Source organism: Sulfoacidibacillus thermotolerans (assembly GCF_003144315.1).
In the GTDB taxonomy this organism is placed as follows: domain Bacteria; phylum Bacillota; class Bacilli; order Alicyclobacillales; family SLC66; genus Sulfoacidibacillus; species Sulfoacidibacillus thermotolerans.
Genome location: NZ_MPDK01000019.1, coordinates 20,741 through 41,404, shown reverse-complemented (window position 1 = coordinate 41,404; position 20,664 = coordinate 20,741). Strand labels below are relative to the sequence as shown.

Below are 20,664 nucleotides of genomic sequence, written 5' to 3'. Positions count from 1 at the left end.
GTACGGAGTCCTTTCTGTATTGGCATAACCTACGTCTCATGCAAAGTACGCGGGACGGTGATAATAGGCGCTAAGGAGGTGGCAGCCGCAATGCCACAACAACCACCAACGAAGAGGATGCTGGCTGATCGCGATCTATTGCTAAGAATGCCCGAGTTCACCCCGGCACATGAGCCAAAGCGCCTACTTTTTGACGCGCCTAAATTATATCGATTTTTGTTTGATCAGACGTTGACACGCTGAGACAAAGGGAATTTTTGCACAACCCGTTTTACATTGTAAAAAACTTTTTCTTTGTCTAGAGTAAGGTGCTCACGCTTGCGAAATAAGGGCTTGCCAGCCACGAAGACATCGGTTACGTCACCCCCATGGGAACTGTAGACGATGTGCGAAAGTAGATTGTGGCGTGGATAATAACGCGGCCCGCTGATGTCAATGAATTGAAAGTCTGCAGGTGCTCCGGGCTGTAAGGTGCCTAGCATAGGATCTAAAAACAGCGTTTTTGCCCCTTCATTTGTAACAAGGCGTAAGGCAGAAAAAGCGTCAATTGCTGTTGCGTCCTGTTCTACACCTTTATGCAGTAAAGCGACTAAACGCAACTCTTCGTAGAGGTCGAGTTTATTGTTGCTTGCTGCACCGTCTGTTCCAAGACCGACCACGATATTTTGTTCTAATAATTTGCGTAATGGAGCAATCCCACTGCCCAATTTTAAGTTGCTTCCCGGATTATGTGCGACGTGAACATGATGTTCAGCCATCAGTTCGATGTCGCGATCTGTTAGATGTACACAGTGTGCACCGATGATTTGACATTCAAAAAGTCCTGTTTCATAAAGTAATTCCACGGGAGATTTTCCATATTCCGAATAAGAGTCGGCCACTTCTTTTGCTGTTTCTGCAATGTGGATTTGCAAAGGAACAGCGAGCTGTTGTGAGCGTGTGATGACGTGTTTAAGATAATCAGGTGGACACGTATAAGGAGCGTGGGGGGCGAATGTCGTATGAATGAGCCCCTCCCCTGCTCCTTCGTACATGCGAACAAAGCTTTCTGATTCAGCAAGTTTTTCAAGATTTACGTCATCAAACCCAATCAGCCCACGGCCTAATACCGCACGCATACCTGCTCTTATTGTGGCGTTGGCGACGCGATCCATATCCGCATACATGTCGGTGAACGTCGTTGTACCCGTTTCAAGCATTTCCAACATCGCAAGTTCTGTACCCAGTTCGATATCATCTGGTGACAATACCGCTTCGGCTGGCCAAATAAGATCCTTTAGCCAAGTATGTAGGGGGAGATCATCTGCATATCCACGTAATAGCGACATTGCTGCATGACCATGCGTATTTATAAAACCAGGGAGAAGCAATCGATCCTTTCCGTCGATTCGCTCATATGAAGCGTCACAAAGCGGCGCTTCTCCAGCTCCGAGCGCTTCAATTTTGCCATCTCTGACAAGCACATAGCCACGTTCCATACACGTGTTATGAATGCCGTCAAAATAGGCCACATTTTCGATAAGCCAGTTCATCGCAAAGTCCCCTTTAGCACATAATCGAAGTAAGTCAATAGATCACCGCGAATCAGATTGTTCCAGCCGCTGTTGAACAAGCACAGGATGCAGTTTTCTCAAGTGTAGCGATCGCTTCAAAAAATAAAGTGCGAATGAAGTGTACATTTTTTGCCATTTCATCTAAAACCTCTTGATGTGTGAGAGGTGATCCTGACATTCCAGCGCAATAATTTGTCACCATTGCCACCGTTGCATAGCAAAGTCCCCGCTCTTTTGCGAGTACCGTTTCTGGAATAGAAGTCATGCCCACTACATCACCACCCAGTTGTGCAAACATGCGAATTTCAGCGGGCGTCTCAAAGCGCGGTCCTTCTGTGCATACATACGTGCCTCCTGGCGCTGCCACAATCCCAAGACGCTGTGCAGTAGTTTGCAAATGCCGACGAAGTCGACCACAATAAGGATCTGTCATGTCTGTATGAGTTACAGGTTCTCCATCTTCAAAAAACGTCAATGGTCGATTTTTTGTGAAATCTAGAAATTGATCCACAATGACCAAAGCTCCCGGAGCTAATGATTGTCGCATACTGCCGACAGCAGCAGTTGCAAAGATTTGCTTAACGCCAATTTGATAGAGGGCTTGAATGTTCGCTTTATAGTTTACCTGATGTGGTGGGACGTGATGTGATTTGCCGTGTCGGGGCATAAAAGCAATGCGTTTGCCTTTATATTCGCCGATTGTACATGTTGCAGTGCCATAGGGAGTTTCAATCTGTTCTTCTGTTGGGTGATCGAGCAATGCGGGATCATAAACCCCTGTCCCGCCAATAATTGCATAATCCGCATGAATCATAAGTATCATAACTCCTTCCGCAGTCTATTTTGCCATTATACCGTTTATTCATTTTCTAAGTAGTAAGCAAGTGCTTGTAACTCGGTGGTTACGTCCGTGTTGCGTAAATGAACACCTTTTGGAATGCGCAAATTAGCAGGAGCAAAATTTAAAATCACTTTGATCCCTGCTGCCACAAGTTCATCACATACTTCTTGTGCGGCAGAGGCAGGGACAGCAATAATGCCCATCTGCAAATTGTATTTTTGTCGGTACAAAGGAAGATCTTGTGCATCTGCAACGGTGAGCGAACCCACTTTTTGTCCGATCTTTTGAGGATCACGATCAAATACGGCAGTGATTTTGATCCGCTCTGATTGAAAGCGCGCGTAGTTTGAAAGCGCGATCCCAAGGTGTCCAGCGCCGATCAACGCGACGTTAATCTGGCGATCCAGGTTGAGTATTTGACGCAACTTCCAATCGAGATAAGCGACGTTATAACCTACTCCTTTACGTCCAAATTCGCCAAATGAAGCCAGATCTTTGCGGATTTGGGCGGGGTTTAAATCGAGGCGATCGCCCATTTCTTGTGATGAAATTGTTGCGATAGACAATTCTTTTAACTCTTGCACGAGCCGCAGATATACGGGCAAGCGGCGGATAACCGAGGGTGAGATACGCAACTCTTTGTTCCCCATCTCCCAAAGCCTCCTTATGAAATCATGTAGTAAAAAGAGCTTCAAATTCTTTGTGCGGGTTCAAAAAATGCCTGAGCTCGAATACAAGTTTCTTGTAGAGTTCCTTCAAAAATCTCTGGATCGGGCAGTGATCGAATAAACATACGGCCGTATTGCGTTTTTGTAATTCGTTTGTCAAGGACGAACACAGCCCCGCGATCCGTTTTTGAGCGAATGAGACGTCCAAATCCTTGCGTGAATCGAATAACGGCAGAAGGGACACTATATTCGATAAATGGACGTTTTCCTTGTCGAGTGAGTTGTTCACTGCGTGCTTCTACAATCGGGTGAGTAGGGACGGAAAAAGGTAGCTTGACGATAATCAAACAAGACAGGTCGTCACCGCGGATGTCAATCCCTTCCCAAAAACTATTTAGACCAAAGAGAATTGCGCGTTCTGCTTTACGAAAAGCATCAATCAGGTAAGTTTTGCGATGGTCTTCAAATCCTTGTGCAAATACAGTAATTCCACGATGTTGTAATTCTTCCCGTTCATTTTCATAAGTGTAAGCAAGCATCTGTTGTGAAGTAAAAAGGACGAGTGTACGCCCGTTTGCCGTAGTGGCAATTTCTGTAATTGCTTTGCCGATCGCAGATTGAAACTCCATTTGTTGTTTGATGTCTGGCAAATCGGTTACGACACACAACAGAGCTTGACGCTTATAATCAAATGGCGAGGCAACAATTTCTGTTCGCGCACTTCCAGTTGCAACCAATTGGCTCATCCCAATGCGATCGAGAAAATAAGAAAATGAATTCGCAACAGCTAATGTAGCCGAAGTCAAAATGACCGATTGTTTTTTGAGAAAAAGTTCTTGTAAAAGAATTTCCGCTACACTTAATGGTGCCAGCTGCAAAGAGATGCGACGTGTGTTGCGTTTTCCAGAAATTGAAATCCAGCCAACGAACTGTTCTCTTGAGACGCGCAATAACAAAACATCTAGACAGACAGTGAGTCCGAGTTGCAGTTCTTTTGCATATGCGAACACATCAGAGATTTTGTGCATCACTTCATCTGGTAATTCGGCATCTTCAGCTAAGTGCGCAAATGCATTCCCTGCTTCCAAGAGGAGTACACGGCAGGTATCGATGTCAGTTGCGGCTTGAATTACCGGTTTATATAAAGGTTCATTCGTGCGTTCCGGAGTTAAGCGCCATTCCCCTTGCGAAGTGTCCATAGATTCCACATATTGAGCGATCACGGTAAAGAGTGTTCGCACATCCTGTGCAGTTCGTATCAGTGCTCTTCCTAATTGATTTAAGACGGCAGCAAAAGCTTGTCCTAAAATCAGACCTTGCGATGACTCAGTTTTTACTGTGCGCAAAGCTTCATGCAGCAATCCTGTACGAGTGTGAAGCAAACGTTCAAGCAAGCGCAACAAGTCTGCTTCTGTCACTTCTGCTCCAAGTTGCTTTGTCGCTGCGTCTTCGAATTGGTGGGCCTCATCGATAATGAGGCGATCATACGCAGGCAATACACGAGATTCAGCTTTTAAATCAGACAACACCAAGGAATGGTTGGTTAAAATGAGATTGGCTTTTGCTGCTTTATGGCGAGCTCGAAAGTAGTAGCATTCTTTAAAAAATGGGCAGCGTTTTGCAATGCAAGAGTTGCTGTCGCTTGCTACGTCGCGCCAATATTCTTCTTCGCTTTCAGCAAACGCAATTTCCTCGCGATCCCCTGCTGCTGTTTCGGTGAGCCAGACGGTGAGACCCAAATCAAAATCTCTTTCTTGTATAGATAAAGAATGGATTTCCTGGATGTTGTGGTTTAATTTTCGCATACAAATGTAATGATTTCTACCTTTTAGTATTGCAGTCCTGACAGATTGCAAAAGAGGACCCGTGATCAGAGGTACATCGTATCTGTGCAATTGTTCTTGTAAGGCAATTGTATGTGTAGCGATAACGACTTTTTCATTCTGCGCAATCGTAAACAGTGCGCTTGGCAGCAAATACGCAAGTGACTTTCCAGTTCCAGTTCCTGCTTCTACAATCAAATGGGTATTCGTTTCAAGTGATGCTGCAACAAGTTGCAGCATCTGCTCTTGGCCTGGTCTACTTTCATAAGGAAAGTCGCCCATCGCACGAAATTGTGTGCGCAGTATATAGAGACTCTGTTTTGCGAGTGACTGTTCTGGAACTTGGAGGAATGCTTCTTCGTTCGCTAGATGATTTGCTTCTTCAAGTGACGTTGTGAACGCTAGATTTTCAATGACCTTTATCCCCTCTTGTGCACGCACCGAGTTGCGAGATGGTGATTCTGTAAGCTCGCGTATAATGCGCAAAAGAACGGGGTGCATTGTGGCTTGAAGGATGCGAAGCGTAGCTTCTGGCAGCGCTTGCAAGCGCAAGAACAGTTCTCTTGCGACACATTGTACGATGTCAAAATCAGAGACAGGCAGATCGTTGGGTTTACATAGCGTGTGATACATTGCCTGAAGATCTCTTTTTGCGAACTGAGGCAATAAAATCCGACTTAACCATGCACCTACTAGGGTGATTTCTGACCCTAAAGATGAATATCCAGTTTGCTCCACAAGAAGATCGAGGCGTTTTTTGTCCTCAGGATCAAATAGAAAGACAATATCATGATCTATCCACTTCATACACTCTATCCAAGCGTCAGCAAATGAAGCGACTTGAATCGTCTTATTTGTGGTTTTCACAGAGTAAGTTCCGTTTGGCTCTTGATATAAGCTAAATTCAGAGCGCAAATGAGGATCCCATAACTGCTGGCGACTCATTGATAAGGATAATAGGGTCGGTTCAGAAATCCCTTGCTCCAGAATGAAATGGAGAACAATATACTGCAATCCGAGTTCCTCTTTTCAACGCATGCGATTAGACGTTCCTGACAAATTCACGTCGTAGCTTCAGTATCTGAGAGCAATGAGATACTGTCAATCCCAAAACTCGGAGTAACCTCTGTTAGAGTTTGCAAATCTGATGGCTGCGTCTCATGTAAAGCTCCTTGATGCATCGCAATACCTAAAAAAACGAGTGTTGATTCTTGAGATCGATCAATGCGAAGTGAACAGTGGAGATAGCGTTTCGCTCGCTCAATATCCCCCTGTTCGAGGTACATTCGACCAAGTTCAGCTAATCCGAGTGCACGCACTTTGTCTTGTTTTGCACGAATGATTCGCCGTAGGTATGAGCGCGCCGCCGCCATTTGACCACGCAAACTAGCAATACGCGCAAGTCCAACAGTTGCCTGTAATGAATAGCCAAAAAGTTCTACATGACGTTCAAAATAGTGGGCGGCTTCATCGAATCGCTTATCGGCATACAATGCCCAAGCAAGTCGTTCTAAGGAAAGATTTGTGCGTGTCAGGCATGCTTGTTTTTTAAAAAACGCGACGGCTTCTTGGGTGTGCCCTAGGCGCAACGCCAGTTCCCCTTTTGCCCCATAATAGTGAGCAAAATGATGTCCGCGCCGCTCGATCTCACGTAAAAGTGCATCTGCTTCTTTGAGACGCCCTAAATGGAGTAAAATAATGGCCATTTCAGTGGCGATATAGGAATTTGTGGGGAGCCAAGTAGAAGCGTTTTGATAGGCTTTTAGCGCTTGTAATAAATTTCCTTGCGCAAATTGGGCAGCGCCGTAAATTCGCCACAGATCGCCATCTTTTGGTTCGGTTACTAAGGCTTTTTGTGCGCTTGCTTGCGCCTGTTTGTAATCTCCTAACAAATAGGAACAAACGGCATAGTTAAACTGCGCGTCGCTATAATTCGGGTTGATCGCAAGCACGGCGCTCAATTCTTGCATAGCTTTCGCAGGTTGATTTTTCAATATCCACAATTGAGCGCGTGCATCATGCACTGCAGCTTGTAACAATTTGTCTTTTGCGCTTTTTTGTACAATGTTTAAGTGTGACTGTGCTTCTTCATAATGTCCAGTCGCAAGATAGCTGATCGCGAGATAGAGACGTGCAATCACCATGTCGGGATCTGATTCTACAATTTCTTTAAATTCGCGAATAGATTCAGGAAACATAAGAAGATCAAAATAGCCTAGGCCTTTTCGGAAAAGTTGATAACCTTGATCAGACGAAAGTGTTGTACCAATTTCTGCTGCAATCATTGGAGTGGTGTCTATCTTCTCATGATGGTCTGGCGCATACTGTTCATACAGTGCGTCTAACTGATCTTCGAGTTTAAGCCACATTTCTAGGAATGGATGAGCGAGTTCACGCAAAGCTTCAAGTTCTTGCAAAAGGTAGCCTCTCTGCTCAGAATCAGCTTGTGCTAATTGTTGTGCGATGCGCTCAACGGCGCGATGAAGCCGTTCAAATGATTTATGAAAGAGCATAACAAACACCGCCGCTGGTTTTTATTTAGTGTGGCTGATCTGCGGCGGTGTTATACAAAAAGAGGAGTAGTCACAACAGGGCATCACGTAATAAATACGTTGTCAATTAGGCGCGTTGACCCTACATAGACCGCGACGGCTAGCAAGATTTTGCGGTCAGTATCAATATAATCGACAGGTGTGAGCGTTTTCGCATCTACGAATGATAGATAGTCAACTTTAAATCCGGGGAACTGCTGTAAACGGTCAATCGCTTCACGCTGCAAGTGCAGCACTCGATGTTCTCCCTCTTCTATCTGTTTTTTAATCATTTGTAGGGTACGGTAGATTTCTGGTGCTATTTTTCGTTCTGCGGGCGACAAATACGCATTGCGTGAACTTTTTGCCAAGCCATCTTGTTCGCGCACGATGGGACAAGGCACAATTTCGATGGGAAGTGATAAATCTTGTACCATCTGCTCGATGATGCGCAATTGTTGCGCGTCCTTCTGTCCAAAATAAGCAGCGTCTGGCTCGATGATGTGAAAGAGTTTCGATACGACTGTACAAACTCCATCGAAATGGCCAGGTCGAGAAGCGCCACATAAGTGATCCCCTAATCGATCAACGTGCACGCGTGTAAATACTTCATCGTGTCCATACATCGCCTCCACAGAAGGAGTAAAAAGTACATCTACACCCAGTGATTCACAAAGTGTCTGATCTTCCTTTGGGGAACGTGGGTAGCGCGCTAAATCCTCATTTGGACCAAATTGAAGAGGATTGACAAAAATCGAAACGGCGACGATTTCATTTTCAACTCGTGCTTTTTGGATGAGCGAAGCATGTCCTTCATGAAGATACCCCATGGTTGGCACAAAACCAACGCGTGAAGCAGATTCACCTTTTCTGCGCTCCTTGCGCAGTGCGTGTATGGCCCTGCGCGCGGCGTCGATCGTTTCAATTACAATCACAAATTTTCTCCCTTTCCTGCTCGATTCGAGAGTTTGGAGATCGCGTCTGCTGCAATATCATAGCGATAGTCTGGATTCGGAAACTCTCGACGTTTCACTTCATCTTTGTATTTTGTGAGGGCGGAAATTGCAGAATCACCAAGTGTCGCGTATTTTTTTACGAATTTTGGTCTGCGATGGTGCATCCCTAACCCAAGCACATCATGATAGACTAAAACCTGACCCGAACAGTTCTCCCCCGCCCCTATTCCAATAGTTGGAATGTCCAGAGATTCTGTTACGAGTGCGCCGAGGGCGCTTGGGATACATTCTAAAACCACCATGAAAGCACCTGCCTGTTGTAACTGAAGTGCATCATCAAGTAGTTTTTGCGCCGCATCCATCTCTTTTGCCTGAACGCGAAATCCGCCAAATTGCAGGACGGACTGAGGGGTGAGTCCGAGGTGACCGCAGATAGGGATGCCTGCTTGCACCAAAGCTTGCACATGAGGTAAAATCTCACTTCCCCCTTCTAATTTGAGACCATCTGCATACGCTTCTTGCATGATTTTGCTCGCGTTTCGCACCGTGTCCGCAACACTCTGATGGTAGGAGGCAAAAGGCATATCTACTAGTACCATCGTGTTTTTTGCGCCACGTCGTACGGCTTTGGCATGATGAAGCATGTCATTTATCGTGACAGGAATTGTCGTATCATACCCAAGTACAACCATTCCGAGTGAATCACCGACTAAAATGACATCGACGCCCGCAGCTTCGGCGTGTGCGGCTTGCGTTGCATCGTAAGCTGTAACCATGACGATCGACTCTTTGCGCTCACGCATCGCTTGTAAGGACAGAGTAGTATGTTTCGTTCGCGATAATTCTGTCACAGTGGCAGGACTCCTTCTTTGGGTAAATGGGTGAATGGATGACTTTCTAAGATCTCTCCACTAACAATTCGATGTAGTTTTCCCTGATCATCGACGACTAAAAGCACTCCTAATGGATCGATGCTATGTGCAGTCCCTTCGATGATATCCCTTCCTTGTGCAACGCGTATGTGTTTGCCAATCGTATGACACTGTGCAACCCATGTTTCATGAAGATCAGAAAAACGCATTCCGTTCAATACTTGCTTACGCAGCAAATGCATCTGTGTAAGGATTGCGGCAGTTAGTTGATTGCGATCATATTCCCGTCCAGTGACTTCAAGCAAAGACGTCGCTTTTGTACGTAATTCGGGAGGCAAATCTGTACTTTTTAGGTTTACGTTGATCCCAAATCCGACAATGAGATTGCGCTTGTCACGAGTAGAGCTAAGTTCAGTCAGGATGCCGCACGTCTTGCGTTCTGCAAACAAAATATCGTTCGGCCACTTGATTTGCGCTCTAACTCCTGTTAGATCGGAGATGACCTTATGTGCTACATAGGCTGCTAAAAGCGGCCATTCTTCATAGTGGACTGCATCAGAATGTGTAAATGAAAGTGCCACAGATAAGAGTAAACCAGTACCTTTAGGTGAAGTCCAAGTACGGCCGCGTCGGCCGCGCCCTGAAGTTTGCGTCTCCGCTAGCACGGCTAAGATTGGTTGACTTGATTGTGCAATGAACTGATAGGCTAGATCATTGGTCGATTCCACTTCATCAAAAACATACAGTGGGAGTGCGCGTAGTTCTTCATCTAGTTCAGCTTGAATTCTTGATGCAAAGAGTTTAGGGTTTTCGCTCAATTTCATCACCTCCTTGCAAAAGGTGTTTAAGGGAATGGATGTATCTCATTAATTCCGCACGCTCATTTCGCAGCACGCCTTGTGAGACGTTTTCATATAAAAGAGAGAGTGCTGCTCCAATCTCTTTGCCCCGCAAGTTACAGCTTTTTAGAAGATCTTCGCCTGTCACGGCAAGATCGTGCAGACTCCGTAAAGGGCTGTGCGCGAGTAAGTCAGTGACTTCGCGCTCGCTTTCTATGCGCCAATTCACATTCCAAGGTTCTTGGCTGCGCGCGAACTGCATGGCTTTCGCTATGTGTACCGCTCTGATGAGACCACTTTCCCCAATCTGCGCTAAGAGCGATGTCCACTGTAATGGTAAAAAGCTAGGTGGTTCACGTAAGTAGGAAGATGCAATTACTACCAAAGCAGCAACTTCGCGCATTTCTTTACGTGAATATTTCATGGAGGAGAGCAGTTGCACGGTTGACTCCTCTGGTTTGTCAGTGGCATTGTTATTTATTGCTAAACTCATTAGAGCAAGACGATCTAGATACCCGTGAATCATCGAGTAAAATTTGCACTGTAGAACTGTCTTTGGCACGGTAAGACCTGTCCACTGGGAAAATATTTGTTGTGGCAAGTTTGCACAATCGGTTGCAGAGGCATACGTTAGCCATTTTGTCCACTCGTCACGACGTCTTTCCATTGAAACTTGTCCTAATTTTGTCGCACAATGCTGTAGCGCTTGCTTTGTCTCAGGTGCAATCGTAAAGTTTAGCATTGCAGAAAAGCGATAGGCGCGCGCTATGCGTAAGCCATCTTCGCGAAATCGCAACTCAGGTTCACCAACGGCCCTAATTTCTTTGCGGGCAAGGTCGGAAATCCCATCATATGGATCATAGAAAATGCCCTCTTCATCCATTGCGATCGCATTCATCGTAAAGTCTCGTCGACTAAGATCTTTCATTAAATCCGTTTCGAATGTAACAAAGGCAGGACGTCTCCCATCTCGATAAGGGCCTTCCGTTCGAAATGTGGTCACTTCAAAGGCATATCCTTTGTCTACTACGGTAAGAGTTCCATGCGCTATTCCAGTTAACTTTGCGTCTGGAAAGAGGCCAAGTAGGTCAGAGGGTGTAGCGTCCGTGGTAAGATCAATATCGTTGATCGACCGATTTAATAGTAGATCACGCACAGCTCCACCGACAATATAGGCTTTAAATCCGGCTTTGCGCAACTGTTGAAGAAGTTTTTTGACACTTTGCAACCTCTCGTCATCTGAAAAAAAAGGATACTTCTTCATGACTCACATTCCTGTGGTTGTAAAACAAGTCGTTGATATAGAGATTCATATTGTGACACTTTTTCTTCCATTGTAAAATGTGCTGCGCGTTTACGTGCAGCACTTGAAAATATTTTCCAGTTCTCGGGATGTTGTAAGAGAGATAGCGCATACTCGCCCATTTTTTCTGTATCTCCAACAGAAGCTAAATATCCTGAGACACCATGTTCAACAACTTCTGGAATTCCTCCAGCAGTTGAACCAATGACTGGTACTCCACATGCCATTGCTTCTAAAGCGACAAGGCCAAAACTCTCCTTCTGTGATGGCAAAAGGAGCAAATCAGCCAGTGATAAAAGCGGGGCAACTTCGTCTTGTTTTCCTAAAAACAGCACATCATCAGCAATGCCCTCTTTACAAGTTAACTTACGCGCGGCATCAAGTTCTGGTCCTTCGCCCACCATCAATAATTTTGCAGGCAATTCGCGGCGAACCTGACGAAAAATTTCAATGACATCAGGGATACGCTTGACCGCGCGGAAGTTTGACATGTGCAATAAGATTTTCTCTCCGTTTGGTGCAATTCGTCGTTTTAACTTCGGACTTTCAAGCCTGCGATATTGATGTAAATTGACGAAGTTGTGAATCTTAATGATGGGGCAGGCCGGTTCAAACAATTCATTGGTTTGATCGATTAAGCTTTGCGATACTGCAGTGACCGCATCACTTTTTTCAATGCCAAGGCGAATGACATCACGCAGCAGTGGATCTTGCGCCAAAACCGTTATATCTGTACCGTGCAACGTCGTGACGATGCGTACTTTGTGTGAATGGAGCATCTCGCGCGCCAAAAATGCACACACTGCGTATGGAATGGCGTAATGTGCATGCAAAATGTCTAAGTCAAAATGGCGAATGACATCTGCCATTTTTGCAGAGAGCGCCAAATCATAAGGAGATGATTGCAGTACTGGATACGATGTGGTTTCTACTTCATGGATATAGATATTCTCCATGAAGTAACCGAGATATCCAAGGCGAAACGGGGTTCCAGACACGATGAAATGCACTTCATGGCCACGCATCGCGAGTGCCTTGCCAAGTTCAGTGGCAACTGCTCCAGATCCTCCAAGGGTGGCATAGCAACTTATTCCAATTTTCATGGTCGGTTCCCCTCCTTCGCGAAATACTATTTTAGATTCGTTCGCAATGAAGCTGCATAAAGTGGATCGGTTTGCCAAAATCCTTCGGCAAAATCACACCCGATCGCTTGTCCAAACATCCGATCGCGTCCTTCAATCATAGGAAGAAAAGAGCTTTGCGTGAGTGGCGTTGCGACACCACTGCTAGGATAAAACTGCGATGAATATGCGGCTAATGCAGAACGCTTTTTTTCATACACCGAAGAAACGTCAACGGCGAAAGATGCCTGATGCATTCCGTTGATAAAATACTGATAAAAAGCAGATGGACGATGTGGTGGCAATCCATCCTCGTGTTTTCTGAGCCCTGATGTAAACAAAGCTTCACGAACGAGTTCTGCGCAGTGACCATGATCAGGATGTCGGTCATGGGTGTGAGGAGCTAATACAACTTGTGGCTGAAAGGTGCGAATGACCTTTACAATCGCAGAAATCGTATCAGCACTAGGTAAAAGTCCGCGATCTCGCAATCCCAAGCAGATTCGAGCGGCTACCCCAAGTTCTTCAGCCGCTTTAGTCGCTTCTTTCCATCGCAATTCAGGATTTCCATTCGAAGACATCTCAGCGGCTGTTAAATCACAAATGACAACTCCGTCTTTTGCGTGTAAAGCACAAGTTGCGCCTGCCCCCAATTCGACATCATCCGGATGAGCGCCAAAGGCGAGAATAAAAGTTTCAGCCATTCTGTCCACCTCCTGAAACTGCCTGTGGGCATAAGATGACACTACGAAGATCGATCGATAGTTTCCTTCACTTTACCCATGTGTACGCTCATACAAGCGGTTCATTGGGTTCTGCCGTTTTGCGCCAATCAAGATCCCCGCGCCAAATTCCGCGCAACAACGATTCAGCAGATGCCATGTTGGTGGCTACGGGTACATTATGTACGTCACAGAGTCGAAGTAATGCCGTGATGTCAGGTTCATGAGGTTGCGCCATCAACGGATCACGAAGAAAAATCAGCAAATCGAGGCGGTTTTCTGCAATCAGCGCTCCAATTTGTTGATCGCCGCCAAGTGGTCCACTCTGAAAGCGTTGGATGGTGAGCCCCGTGGATTCCATGATGCGCTTTCCCGTAGTCCCTGTCGCATACAATTCATGACCTTGAAACAGAGCTTGATAGGCAATGGCAAAATTAACCATATCTTCTTTTTTGGCATCATGTGCTACAAGTGCGATACGCATCCAGATCCCTCCTAGTATACACCGCAACTAAAACAGAAAGTGTTCAAGTCCGTTTACGAGTCCTACGACGTTCATCACGCGCTGGATTCCTAATAATATCCCCGGCATAAAGCTCACACGTGACATGGAATCGTGACGAATGGTCAGATGCTCGCCGTTTCCCCCAAAAATGACTTCTTGGTGTGCTACAAACCCAGGGAGTCGAACGCTGTGAATTGGTATAGGTGGCACTTCTTTCCCGCTTTCAATCAATGCGCGAGCGATTTCTTCAGCTGTTTTTTTCGCTGTACCCGAAGGCGAATCTTTCTTCGTTGCATGGTGGTACTCAATAATTTCGATGTCTGGCAAAAATGGGGCTATGAGCGCAGACATTCTCATCATGAGCAAGGCTCCAATCGCAAAATTAGGCGCAAATAGGCCGCCAAGTTCCGCTTGTTGCAATTCTTGATCGAGCATCTGCAAAAATTCCGCATCTAGTCCTGTCGCCCCAATTACAGGACGCACCCCTGCTTCCACTGCGGCTAAGGCATTGCTTTGCGCTCCTTTTGCGTCAGTGAGATCTACATAAACATCAGGCTTTTGCTCGACAAAACAGAGGCTTGGATCTGTGTAGATCGGGAATGAAACATCTGCTGATGCAACAGATGCTTCTGTATATGTACGAGGACGATCAATGCCAGCAACGAGGGTCATGCCTTTCGCGTTGGTAACAGCCAACACCGCTTCTCGGCCCATTTTACCTCGAATCCCAGCAATGACCACGCGAATTGGTTCCACGTGCAACACCTTTCTTTCATTTTCAGTTGTTTTCAGACTGTAAGGACTGTTTACGCGTGAAGCGATCACGATCACGCGTTTGAAATTTTTCAATCACTGCGTCATGTGCCTCAGTCAGATCAATGCCAAGGGAATTTGCGAGGCAGATGAGTACAAAGAGTAGGTCACCTAATTCGAGGGCGATATCCCCGTCTGGCTCAGTTGCTTTTTTAGGCTTTTCACCATACGAGTGATTCACTTCGCGAGCGAGTTCCCCTAGTTCTTCAGCGAGGCGAACGACAAGCGTCATGGGTTTAAAGTATCCTACTTCGAATTGCGAAATATAATCGTCTACTTCGCGTTGTAACATCGCTAGAGTTTTGCTCAACCCAATTCCTCGCTTTCCTTAGCAAATAGGTTCAGTTTGTATTATATCCTCATAACTCATGGACAGCCATCATAGTTTTAACAGTGACTGCATGTACCATAGACGGAGGGGATCTGCTTGCAAAGGCGCCGCAAACAGATCGGGACGATGTTGCTTGCGACTGTTGTCGTTTTGTTCACAGCGTCTCTGGTCGTATATCCCGAACAAGGTTTTGAAACAGGCATTGAAGGACTCAAAGTCTTTTGGGATGTCGTCTTTCCTTCGCTGCTCCCTTTTTTCATTTTATCCGATTTACTGCTTGGTCTGGGAGTAGTGAATGCGCTAGGCGTTTTTCTCGAACCTTTGATGCGCCCCGTTTTTAACGTTCCCGGAGTAGGTGCATTTGCATTATCTATGGGGCTTGCCGCAGGATATCCTATGGATGCTGTCATTGCCGCCAAATTTCGCCGCACGGGTGCGTGTACGCGTGTGGAAGGGGAGCGTTTACTGGCTTTCACGAATACTGCAGATCCACTCTTTATGTTTGGAGCTGTAGCTGTTGGCATGTTTAAATCGCCTGCACTCGGTGGTTTGCTGGCTCTTGCACATTATTTGTCAGCGCTTCTAGTCGGGCTCACCTTTAAGTTTTACGGTCGCAAAGAAGAACGGTATCAGAGCCCTCATGTAGACTCTAAACCCAAAGAAAGAGTCGCGATGTGGAAACGTGCCTATCAAGAGATGATGCGCGCACGTGCAGCAGATAATCGTCCCTTTGGCAAGTTGCTTGGCGATGCTGTCACAGATTCCGTGAGGACTTTGCTGATGATTGGCGGATTTATCATTTTCTTTGCCGTTTTATTGCGGGTGATGACTCAAATCGGAGTTGTCGGTCTGCTCGCCTTGCCGCTTGCGGCGCTGTTTCAGGTCATTCATTTAAACCCTTCTCTCATTACCCCGCTGATTAAGGGATTATTTGAGATTGACATTGGGTCTGCTGCCACTGCCACTGCATCTGCCACTCTTGTGGAACGTTTAAGTGTGGCAAGTGCAATCATCGCGTGGAGTGGCTTAGCCGTTCATGCACAGGTTGCCAGTGTGCTTACAGACACAGATATTCGTTTTCGACCCTATGTGATTGCACGTATCTACCAGGCGTTCATCGCAGCCGTTTTGACCGTTGTTTTTTATAAAATGGGCATCGGCACGCGTATTGCAATGGTTCCCCACGCCGTAGCTGCAATGGCTCCGATGACAGGCGGACTTATGTCCTGGGCCAATTCTTTAACAGAAATTACAACGTGGGTTGCATTGCTTGCGATTGCTTCGGCGGTTTCCCTATCGATACATTTTGTAAAGCGTTTCAAAATTGCCTTTTTCTATTCCAAAGGTGCATAGATAGCGCGCGTTCTGAGGAGATGACAAAACGTGCCTAAGTCCATGACAAAGCGGCGAGGACAATCCCCCACTCGCCGCTTTGTCATGGATAGAAACACCAAGGTACAGAGGAAGAATTAGAAGAATCGATGGAAGATCCATTGGTCACTCATGATGAGAACTCCAAGAAGGATCGTGTAAACTCCAAAAGGACGTAAACTCGCTTTGGCAATGAACTTTAGAAGAAAGCGAATGGCGAGATAACCAGTGAGCGCACTGCTCCCCATTCCAATGAAAAGTGCAGGACTAAGTAAGAAGTGCATTGCCGCTACATTCTTTAATTTGAATAAAGAAGCTCCGAGAATGATCGGCACGGACAGTAAAAATGAGTAACGCACGGCCTCGCTCCGATCAATACCAAGCCCAAGTGCTGTACACAAAGTGAGGCCAGAGCGCGATAATGCTGGGAATATGGCTGCCCCTTGAGCAAGTCCGATCCAAAAGGCACTTTGATAATGCATGTCGCGAGCCAGAGTCGGCACTTTCTTAGGTGGAAGTGATTCAACATACAGCAGCAGAGTTCCTGTTAGAAAAAACTCAATTCCAAGCGTTGCACCAGAATGGAAGATGGATTCAAACGTTTTTTCAAATAGGAGTCCAATGGCTACTGTTGGCAGAGTGGATAAAGTGAGAAGTATTGTGAGGCGAGAGAATGGATGTAGGGCAAGTTCGCGCAATTCTTTGCGCAGAGCAATAAGGACGGCTAGTAATGTGCCAAAATGCAAAAAAACATCAAATGTTAATGAATCCCCCTTCCAATGCAAAAGATGTTGAACTAAAACTAAGTGGCCGGAACTGCTGATGGGCAAAAATTCAGTGAATCCTTGTACAGTCCCAAGCAGCAAAGCTTGAAATAGCGACATTTGCCGCACCTCCTGCCTCATTCTATGGCGATCAGGCTATAAAGAGTACAAGCTAGCATGTTTTTACTATTTATTGAATACACGTGTATGGGGGTGAATAAGGTGCGCCAAAAAGAGATTATGACTGCTCTGCAAATCGCTGCGACCTATATCGGAACGGTTGTAGGTGCAGGATTCGCATCTGGCCAAGAAGTTTTACAATTTTTTACGCGCTATGGATCATATGCAGTACTTGGAATTGGCTTGACTACTCTTTTGTTTTTCGTTTTTGGTCTGTATGCGATGTCACTAGGTCCGATGCATGGCGCGCCAACTTTCTCTGATGTTTCGGAAAGTGTCATGAGTAAAGGGACAAGTCGCTTAATCAGTGGAATGTTACTCATTTTGTTGTTTGGGATAACGATTGCGATGATGGCAGGCAGCGGGGCTTTATTGTCTGAACAGTTTCACTGGTCATTTGGCATGAGTGCAATATTCACAGGGGTTGTGACAGCACTGACTTTGGCGTTAGGAATGCGTGGGATGATGTCTGTGAATTCAGTGATCGTCCCCTTTTTAGTGGTATTTGTCGTGGTTCTCTTTCTCTATGTGTGGTGGACAAATCATGGGGCGATCATGCAGCTCGCGATTCCAAGCTCCGTACCTATTCTTAGTCCATGGAAACTGCTCTTTTCTGCGTTTACCTATGCTGGATTAAACGTAGGGCTTTCTTTCACTGTCTTAGTCCCACTTGGTCACGTAGCGAGTCGGAGAAAGGTTTTAATCAGCGGGGCATTGCTTGGGGCAGTCGGACTCGGATTGTTGTTGTTTTTACTACATTTGCTCCTTGTTAAAATGTATCCTGATGGGCTCCAATATGAGGTGCCCATGGGTCATTTAGCGCTATCTCTCCCCCCTATGTTACGCTATAGTTTTGTGATCATCTTATGGGCAGAAATATTTTCAACCTTACTTGGCAATGTGTATGGAATCGCAAGTGAGCTGTCTCGCAACGCCAAACACTCCTACTTTCGCTGGGTAATTGTCGTGCTAAGTGCAGCTCTCCTTGTATGTCAAGTGGGATTTGCTCGCATCGTCAGTATAGCGTATCCCATCTTTGGCTATGTAGGACTTTTTATTCTTATGATGATTCTGCTTAGTGAACGTCGACTAATCAGGTTATAATGAAAGCCAAATGGTATGAAAACGCAGGGAGTGTGCTTTGTGAAACGCAGTTTACCCTATTTACTCATCGTTTTGGGAAGCTTCATTTATTCGATTGGGTTAAATGCATTTATCGTAGGCAATCAATTGGCAGAAGGGGGATTTGTTGGTCTTTCAATCGTTTTATTATATAAAATGTCCATTCCTATTGGGGCTTCTTTTTTGATTTTAAATATTCCTGTCCTTATCTTAGGGTGGCACTTTTTTGGACGAAAATTCATTATAAAGACGATGCTAGGTGTTGTTGCTGTGTCTATTTTTACTGTTTTGACGCAACATCTAGCTGAGCCTGTACACGATCGACTCCTTGCAGCTCTCTATGGCGGAGTTATTTGTGGAGCAGGTCTAGGCATTATTTTTCGCAGCGGTGGGACCACTGGGGGCGTCGATATTTTGGCGCGGATCGTACGACATTTTTTCAATCATTCGATGGGGCGAATCATGTTTGCTTCAGATGTGGTCGTCATCTCATTGGTCGCATTAGTGATCAATATGGAAACCGCGATGTACTCACTGGTTGCGTTATTTGTCTCTAGTCGCGTGATTGATTTTGTAATTGAAGGGATTTCAGCTTCTCGCGCAGCGATGATTATCAGCGATCACTGGAATGAAATTGCTGATCGCATTCACACAGAAATGGGACGAGGTACCACCCTGTTTTACGGTCAGGGTGGCTATACAGGGGAAGCAAAACAAATTGTTTACTGTGTTGTTAGCCGCGATGAAGTTGTACGTCTGCAGCAGCTTGTCCACGAAATTGACGATCGCGCATTTGTTGTTTTAAATGATGTAAACGATGTTTTAGGTGAAGGTTTTACAAGATAGTAAAGAAGTTTCACTCGCTTAAAAAATGGTGCGCTTGCTGCAAGAGTTGGCGCACCAACTGATTCCATAACAGACTCCCTTCATGCGTGCTCGCATCTTGTGCACGATAACGCAGAAGACTCGCTTTGTCACGGACGACAAGATGATCTGCAAGCGCCATCATCAATGCAGTCTCTAAAACACCAGATGGATGAAACTCGTGCGTTTGCATAAAGGTGTTTTGTGCTGCAACGTTTGTTTCGCCGTCCAAACGCAATCCATCCCGCCACCACACAAAAGGAAGGATTCGCAGCTTTTGCACTGTTTCTTGAGATAAGGTCTGGAGGATAAGTTGTTCTTTATAGAGACTATCCGTGAGTAAAATAATTTGACGAACCTCAAAGTGGCGCATTAATTCTTGCACATAGTGGGTAACGAATGAACCATATGATTCCTGTGGGAGTTTTGCAATTGCAGAGTCATCAAAGGTTGTATCAATGGACTGAACAGGTAAAGTGAGAATGCGCTCTCCAAATGCAGTTTCTACTTCGTCACGTAATTTTCTTAGAATATACCAGGTAGTCCCGATCGGAAGGTGCGCGGGCCGCCAGGTTAGTCCGCCAAAAGTCATCAATATCGTATCTATTTTACCGCGTACTGCCTCAATCTTACCTATATTCAGTTCTTCAAAACGCATGTGCATACTCCTTTTTAAAGTAAAACAACACGCAGTCCCCAAAGCGATCGTTCTGCGTGTTGTAGAATGTTCCTTGATAAGCCAGACACTTAAAATCGCGCAAGTCCAAACGTCGCTGTTTGATTGACAAAGTAACCAGGTAAATCAAGCGCTTGATCATCTTCTAGACGTTTCATCCCAAGATCACGCAAAGCCTGTTGAACTCCTTGGTGAATGGCTTGCTCCATTTCAGGTGAATAACGGTCATAGAGGGAAAGAGCCTCGCGAATTCCTTGACTTACCGATCGGGTTACATAAGAAACGTCAAGTCCGGCGCATACAAGTCCATGCAATACTCCACGCGTCGTCTCAGAAACAGCAAAGCTGTGCAGAGGAACACGACTAAAGATGACACCGATCAGTGCATGCTGGGCAATCTCTGGAATTTCACGATGCAATGTCTCCGTATCGTCAAGCGTATTACAATACATGGTCACTTCATGAGTTACGACGGAGCAAATGCATGTTTCTGACGACGTTTCTTCAAGTTCAATGCCATGTCTAACGCCTTCTTGGATATCATGAATAAAAGTCATGTCAATCTCCCCTTTTCATTTTTACACGCCTAGAAAACAAAAACCGTGACAGTTTCATCTGGTCACGGAAGCGCGAAGAAAACGGAAGTAGTTATTCGCATAACTATCCACCCCTCTTTCCGCTTACGAGGTTAGCTGTCGGATTCGGGCTGAGAGCTGCCCTACGAATCTAAAGATTCGATTCACCCCTAAAAACTTGGGTCCCCCGCTTCCGAAGATCGGAATTGAGCGCAATCTAGTATGAAGCTGCAA

Annotated in this window: 21 protein-coding genes and 1 riboswitch; of the genes, 4 read left to right on the top strand and 17 right to left on the bottom strand. The window is 45.7% G+C overall.

The genetic code is table 11. The annotated features are described in order from the left end of the window. Window positions 1-90: 90 nt before the first annotated feature. Window positions 91-243 (top strand): hypothetical protein, encoded by a 153-nt coding sequence (locus tag BM613_RS15090; RefSeq protein ID WP_181363063.1) that lies wholly within the window; start codon window positions 91-93, stop codon window positions 241-243. Here BM613_RS15090 and BM613_RS10605 read toward each other — a convergent pair. The 14 genes from BM613_RS10605 to BM613_RS10540 form a co-directional block, all read right to left on the bottom strand. Then, a complete protein-coding gene (locus BM613_RS10605; protein WP_109431159.1) occupies window positions 225-1,532 on the bottom strand; it encodes an amidohydrolase in 1,308 nt (435 codons plus the stop codon). The two genes, BM613_RS15090 and BM613_RS10605, sit on opposite strands and share 19 nt — an antisense overlap. A 52-nt stretch (window positions 1,533-1,584) precedes the next feature. Next, window positions 1,585-2,367 carry an S-methyl-5'-thioadenosine phosphorylase gene (mtnP, locus tag BM613_RS10600; RefSeq protein ID WP_109431158.1) on the bottom strand — a complete coding sequence of 261 codons (783 nt, stop codon included), beginning with the start codon at window positions 2,365-2,367 and terminating at the stop codon, window positions 1,585-1,587. Window positions 2,368-2,411: 44 nt separating this feature from the next. Continuing rightward, window positions 2,412-3,044, bottom strand: a complete 633-nt coding sequence (locus BM613_RS10595; RefSeq protein WP_109431157.1) for a redox-sensing transcriptional repressor Rex — start codon at window positions 3,042-3,044, stop codon at window positions 2,412-2,414. Window positions 3,045-3,085: 41 nt separating this feature from the next. Then, window positions 3,086-5,899: an ATP-dependent DNA helicase gene (locus tag BM613_RS10590; RefSeq protein ID WP_109431156.1), complete on the bottom strand. Its 2,814-nt coding sequence runs from the start codon at window positions 5,897-5,899 to the stop codon at window positions 3,086-3,088. A 47-nt stretch (window positions 5,900-5,946) separates the two neighbouring features. After that, the gene (locus tag BM613_RS10585; protein WP_109431155.1) at window positions 5,947-7,398 is read right to left on the bottom strand and encodes a tetratricopeptide repeat protein; all 1,452 of its coding nucleotides are present in this window, start codon (window positions 7,396-7,398) and stop codon (window positions 5,947-5,949) included. 83 nt (window positions 7,399-7,481) lie between these two features. Next, window positions 7,482-8,351, bottom strand: a complete 870-nt coding sequence (panC, locus tag BM613_RS10580) for a pantoate--beta-alanine ligase (protein ID WP_109431154.1) — start codon at window positions 8,349-8,351, stop codon at window positions 7,482-7,484. Then, entirely contained in the window at window positions 8,348-9,223 is an 876-nt protein-coding gene (panB, locus tag BM613_RS10575; protein ID WP_109431153.1) for a 3-methyl-2-oxobutanoate hydroxymethyltransferase, read from the bottom strand. Before panB ends, panC begins: the two co-directional genes overlap by 4 nt. Beyond that, on the bottom strand, window positions 9,220-10,062 hold the full coding sequence (locus tag BM613_RS10570; protein ID WP_181363062.1) for a biotin--[acetyl-CoA-carboxylase] ligase: 843 nt from the start codon (window positions 10,060-10,062) through the stop codon (window positions 9,220-9,222). The genes panB and BM613_RS10570 overlap by 4 nt, the downstream gene beginning before the upstream one ends. Next, window positions 10,046-11,347, bottom strand: a complete 1,302-nt coding sequence (locus tag BM613_RS10565; RefSeq protein ID WP_109431151.1) for a CCA tRNA nucleotidyltransferase — start codon at window positions 11,345-11,347, stop codon at window positions 10,046-10,048. Before BM613_RS10565 ends, BM613_RS10570 begins: the two co-directional genes overlap by 17 nt. Next, window positions 11,344-12,489, bottom strand: coding sequence for an N-acetyl-alpha-D-glucosaminyl L-malate synthase BshA (gene bshA / locus BM613_RS10560; RefSeq protein ID WP_109431150.1), 1,146 nt, complete (start codon window positions 12,487-12,489; stop codon window positions 11,344-11,346). The genes BM613_RS10565 and bshA overlap by 4 nt, the downstream gene beginning before the upstream one ends. Before the next feature lie 26 nt (window positions 12,490-12,515). Then, the gene (gene bshB1, locus BM613_RS10555) at window positions 12,516-13,211 is read right to left on the bottom strand and encodes a bacillithiol biosynthesis deacetylase BshB1 (protein ID WP_109431149.1); all 696 of its coding nucleotides are present in this window, start codon (window positions 13,209-13,211) and stop codon (window positions 12,516-12,518) included. 88 nt (window positions 13,212-13,299) lie between these two features. Next, window positions 13,300-13,713 carry a methylglyoxal synthase gene (gene mgsA / locus BM613_RS10550; RefSeq protein WP_109431148.1) on the bottom strand — a complete coding sequence of 138 codons (414 nt, stop codon included), beginning with the start codon at window positions 13,711-13,713 and terminating at the stop codon, window positions 13,300-13,302. A 27-nt stretch (window positions 13,714-13,740) separates the two neighbouring features. Further along, the gene (dapB, locus tag BM613_RS10545; RefSeq protein ID WP_109431147.1) at window positions 13,741-14,490 is read right to left on the bottom strand and encodes a 4-hydroxy-tetrahydrodipicolinate reductase; all 750 of its coding nucleotides are present in this window, start codon (window positions 14,488-14,490) and stop codon (window positions 13,741-13,743) included. A gap of 22 nt (window positions 14,491-14,512) precedes the next feature. After that, window positions 14,513-14,839, bottom strand: coding sequence for a nucleotide pyrophosphohydrolase (locus BM613_RS10540; protein ID WP_109431177.1), 327 nt, complete (start codon window positions 14,837-14,839; stop codon window positions 14,513-14,515). A 135-nt stretch (window positions 14,840-14,974) separates the two neighbouring features. On the opposite strand from BM613_RS10540, the gene ylbJ reads away from it, so the two are divergent. Further along, on the top strand, window positions 14,975-16,231 hold the full coding sequence (ylbJ, locus tag BM613_RS10535) for a sporulation integral membrane protein YlbJ (protein WP_245926358.1): 1,257 nt from the start codon (window positions 14,975-14,977) through the stop codon (window positions 16,229-16,231). Window positions 16,232-16,347: 116 nt separating this feature from the next. Here the strand turns inward: ylbJ and BM613_RS10530 are convergent, their stop codons facing one another. Continuing rightward, complete coding sequence (locus tag BM613_RS10530) at window positions 16,348-17,133, bottom strand: undecaprenyl-diphosphate phosphatase (RefSeq protein ID WP_109431146.1); 786 nt, start codon at window positions 17,131-17,133, stop codon at window positions 16,348-16,350. Between the two features lie 93 nt (window positions 17,134-17,226). Between BM613_RS10530 and BM613_RS10525 the strand changes: the two genes are divergently transcribed. Beyond that, a complete protein-coding gene (locus BM613_RS10525; protein ID WP_181363061.1) occupies window positions 17,227-18,297 on the top strand; it encodes a YkvI family membrane protein in 1,071 nt (356 codons plus the stop codon). Window positions 18,298-18,336: 39 nt separating this feature from the next. Beyond that, window positions 18,337-19,161, top strand: coding sequence for a YitT family protein (locus tag BM613_RS10520; RefSeq protein WP_342767165.1), 825 nt, complete (start codon window positions 18,337-18,339; stop codon window positions 19,159-19,161). Window positions 19,162-19,171: 10 nt separating this feature from the next. Here BM613_RS10520 and BM613_RS10515 read toward each other — a convergent pair whose 3' ends face one another. Then, complete coding sequence (locus BM613_RS10515) at window positions 19,172-19,837, bottom strand: creatininase family protein (protein WP_181363060.1); 666 nt, start codon at window positions 19,835-19,837, stop codon at window positions 19,172-19,174. 89 nt (window positions 19,838-19,926) lie between these two features. Next, complete coding sequence (locus tag BM613_RS10510; protein WP_109431142.1) at window positions 19,927-20,412, bottom strand: hypothetical protein; 486 nt, start codon at window positions 20,410-20,412, stop codon at window positions 19,927-19,929. Between the two features lie 106 nt (window positions 20,413-20,518). Further along, window positions 20,519-20,653, bottom strand: a riboswitch (cyclic di-AMP (ydaO/yuaA leader). Between the last annotated feature and the right edge of the window lie 11 nt (window positions 20,654-20,664).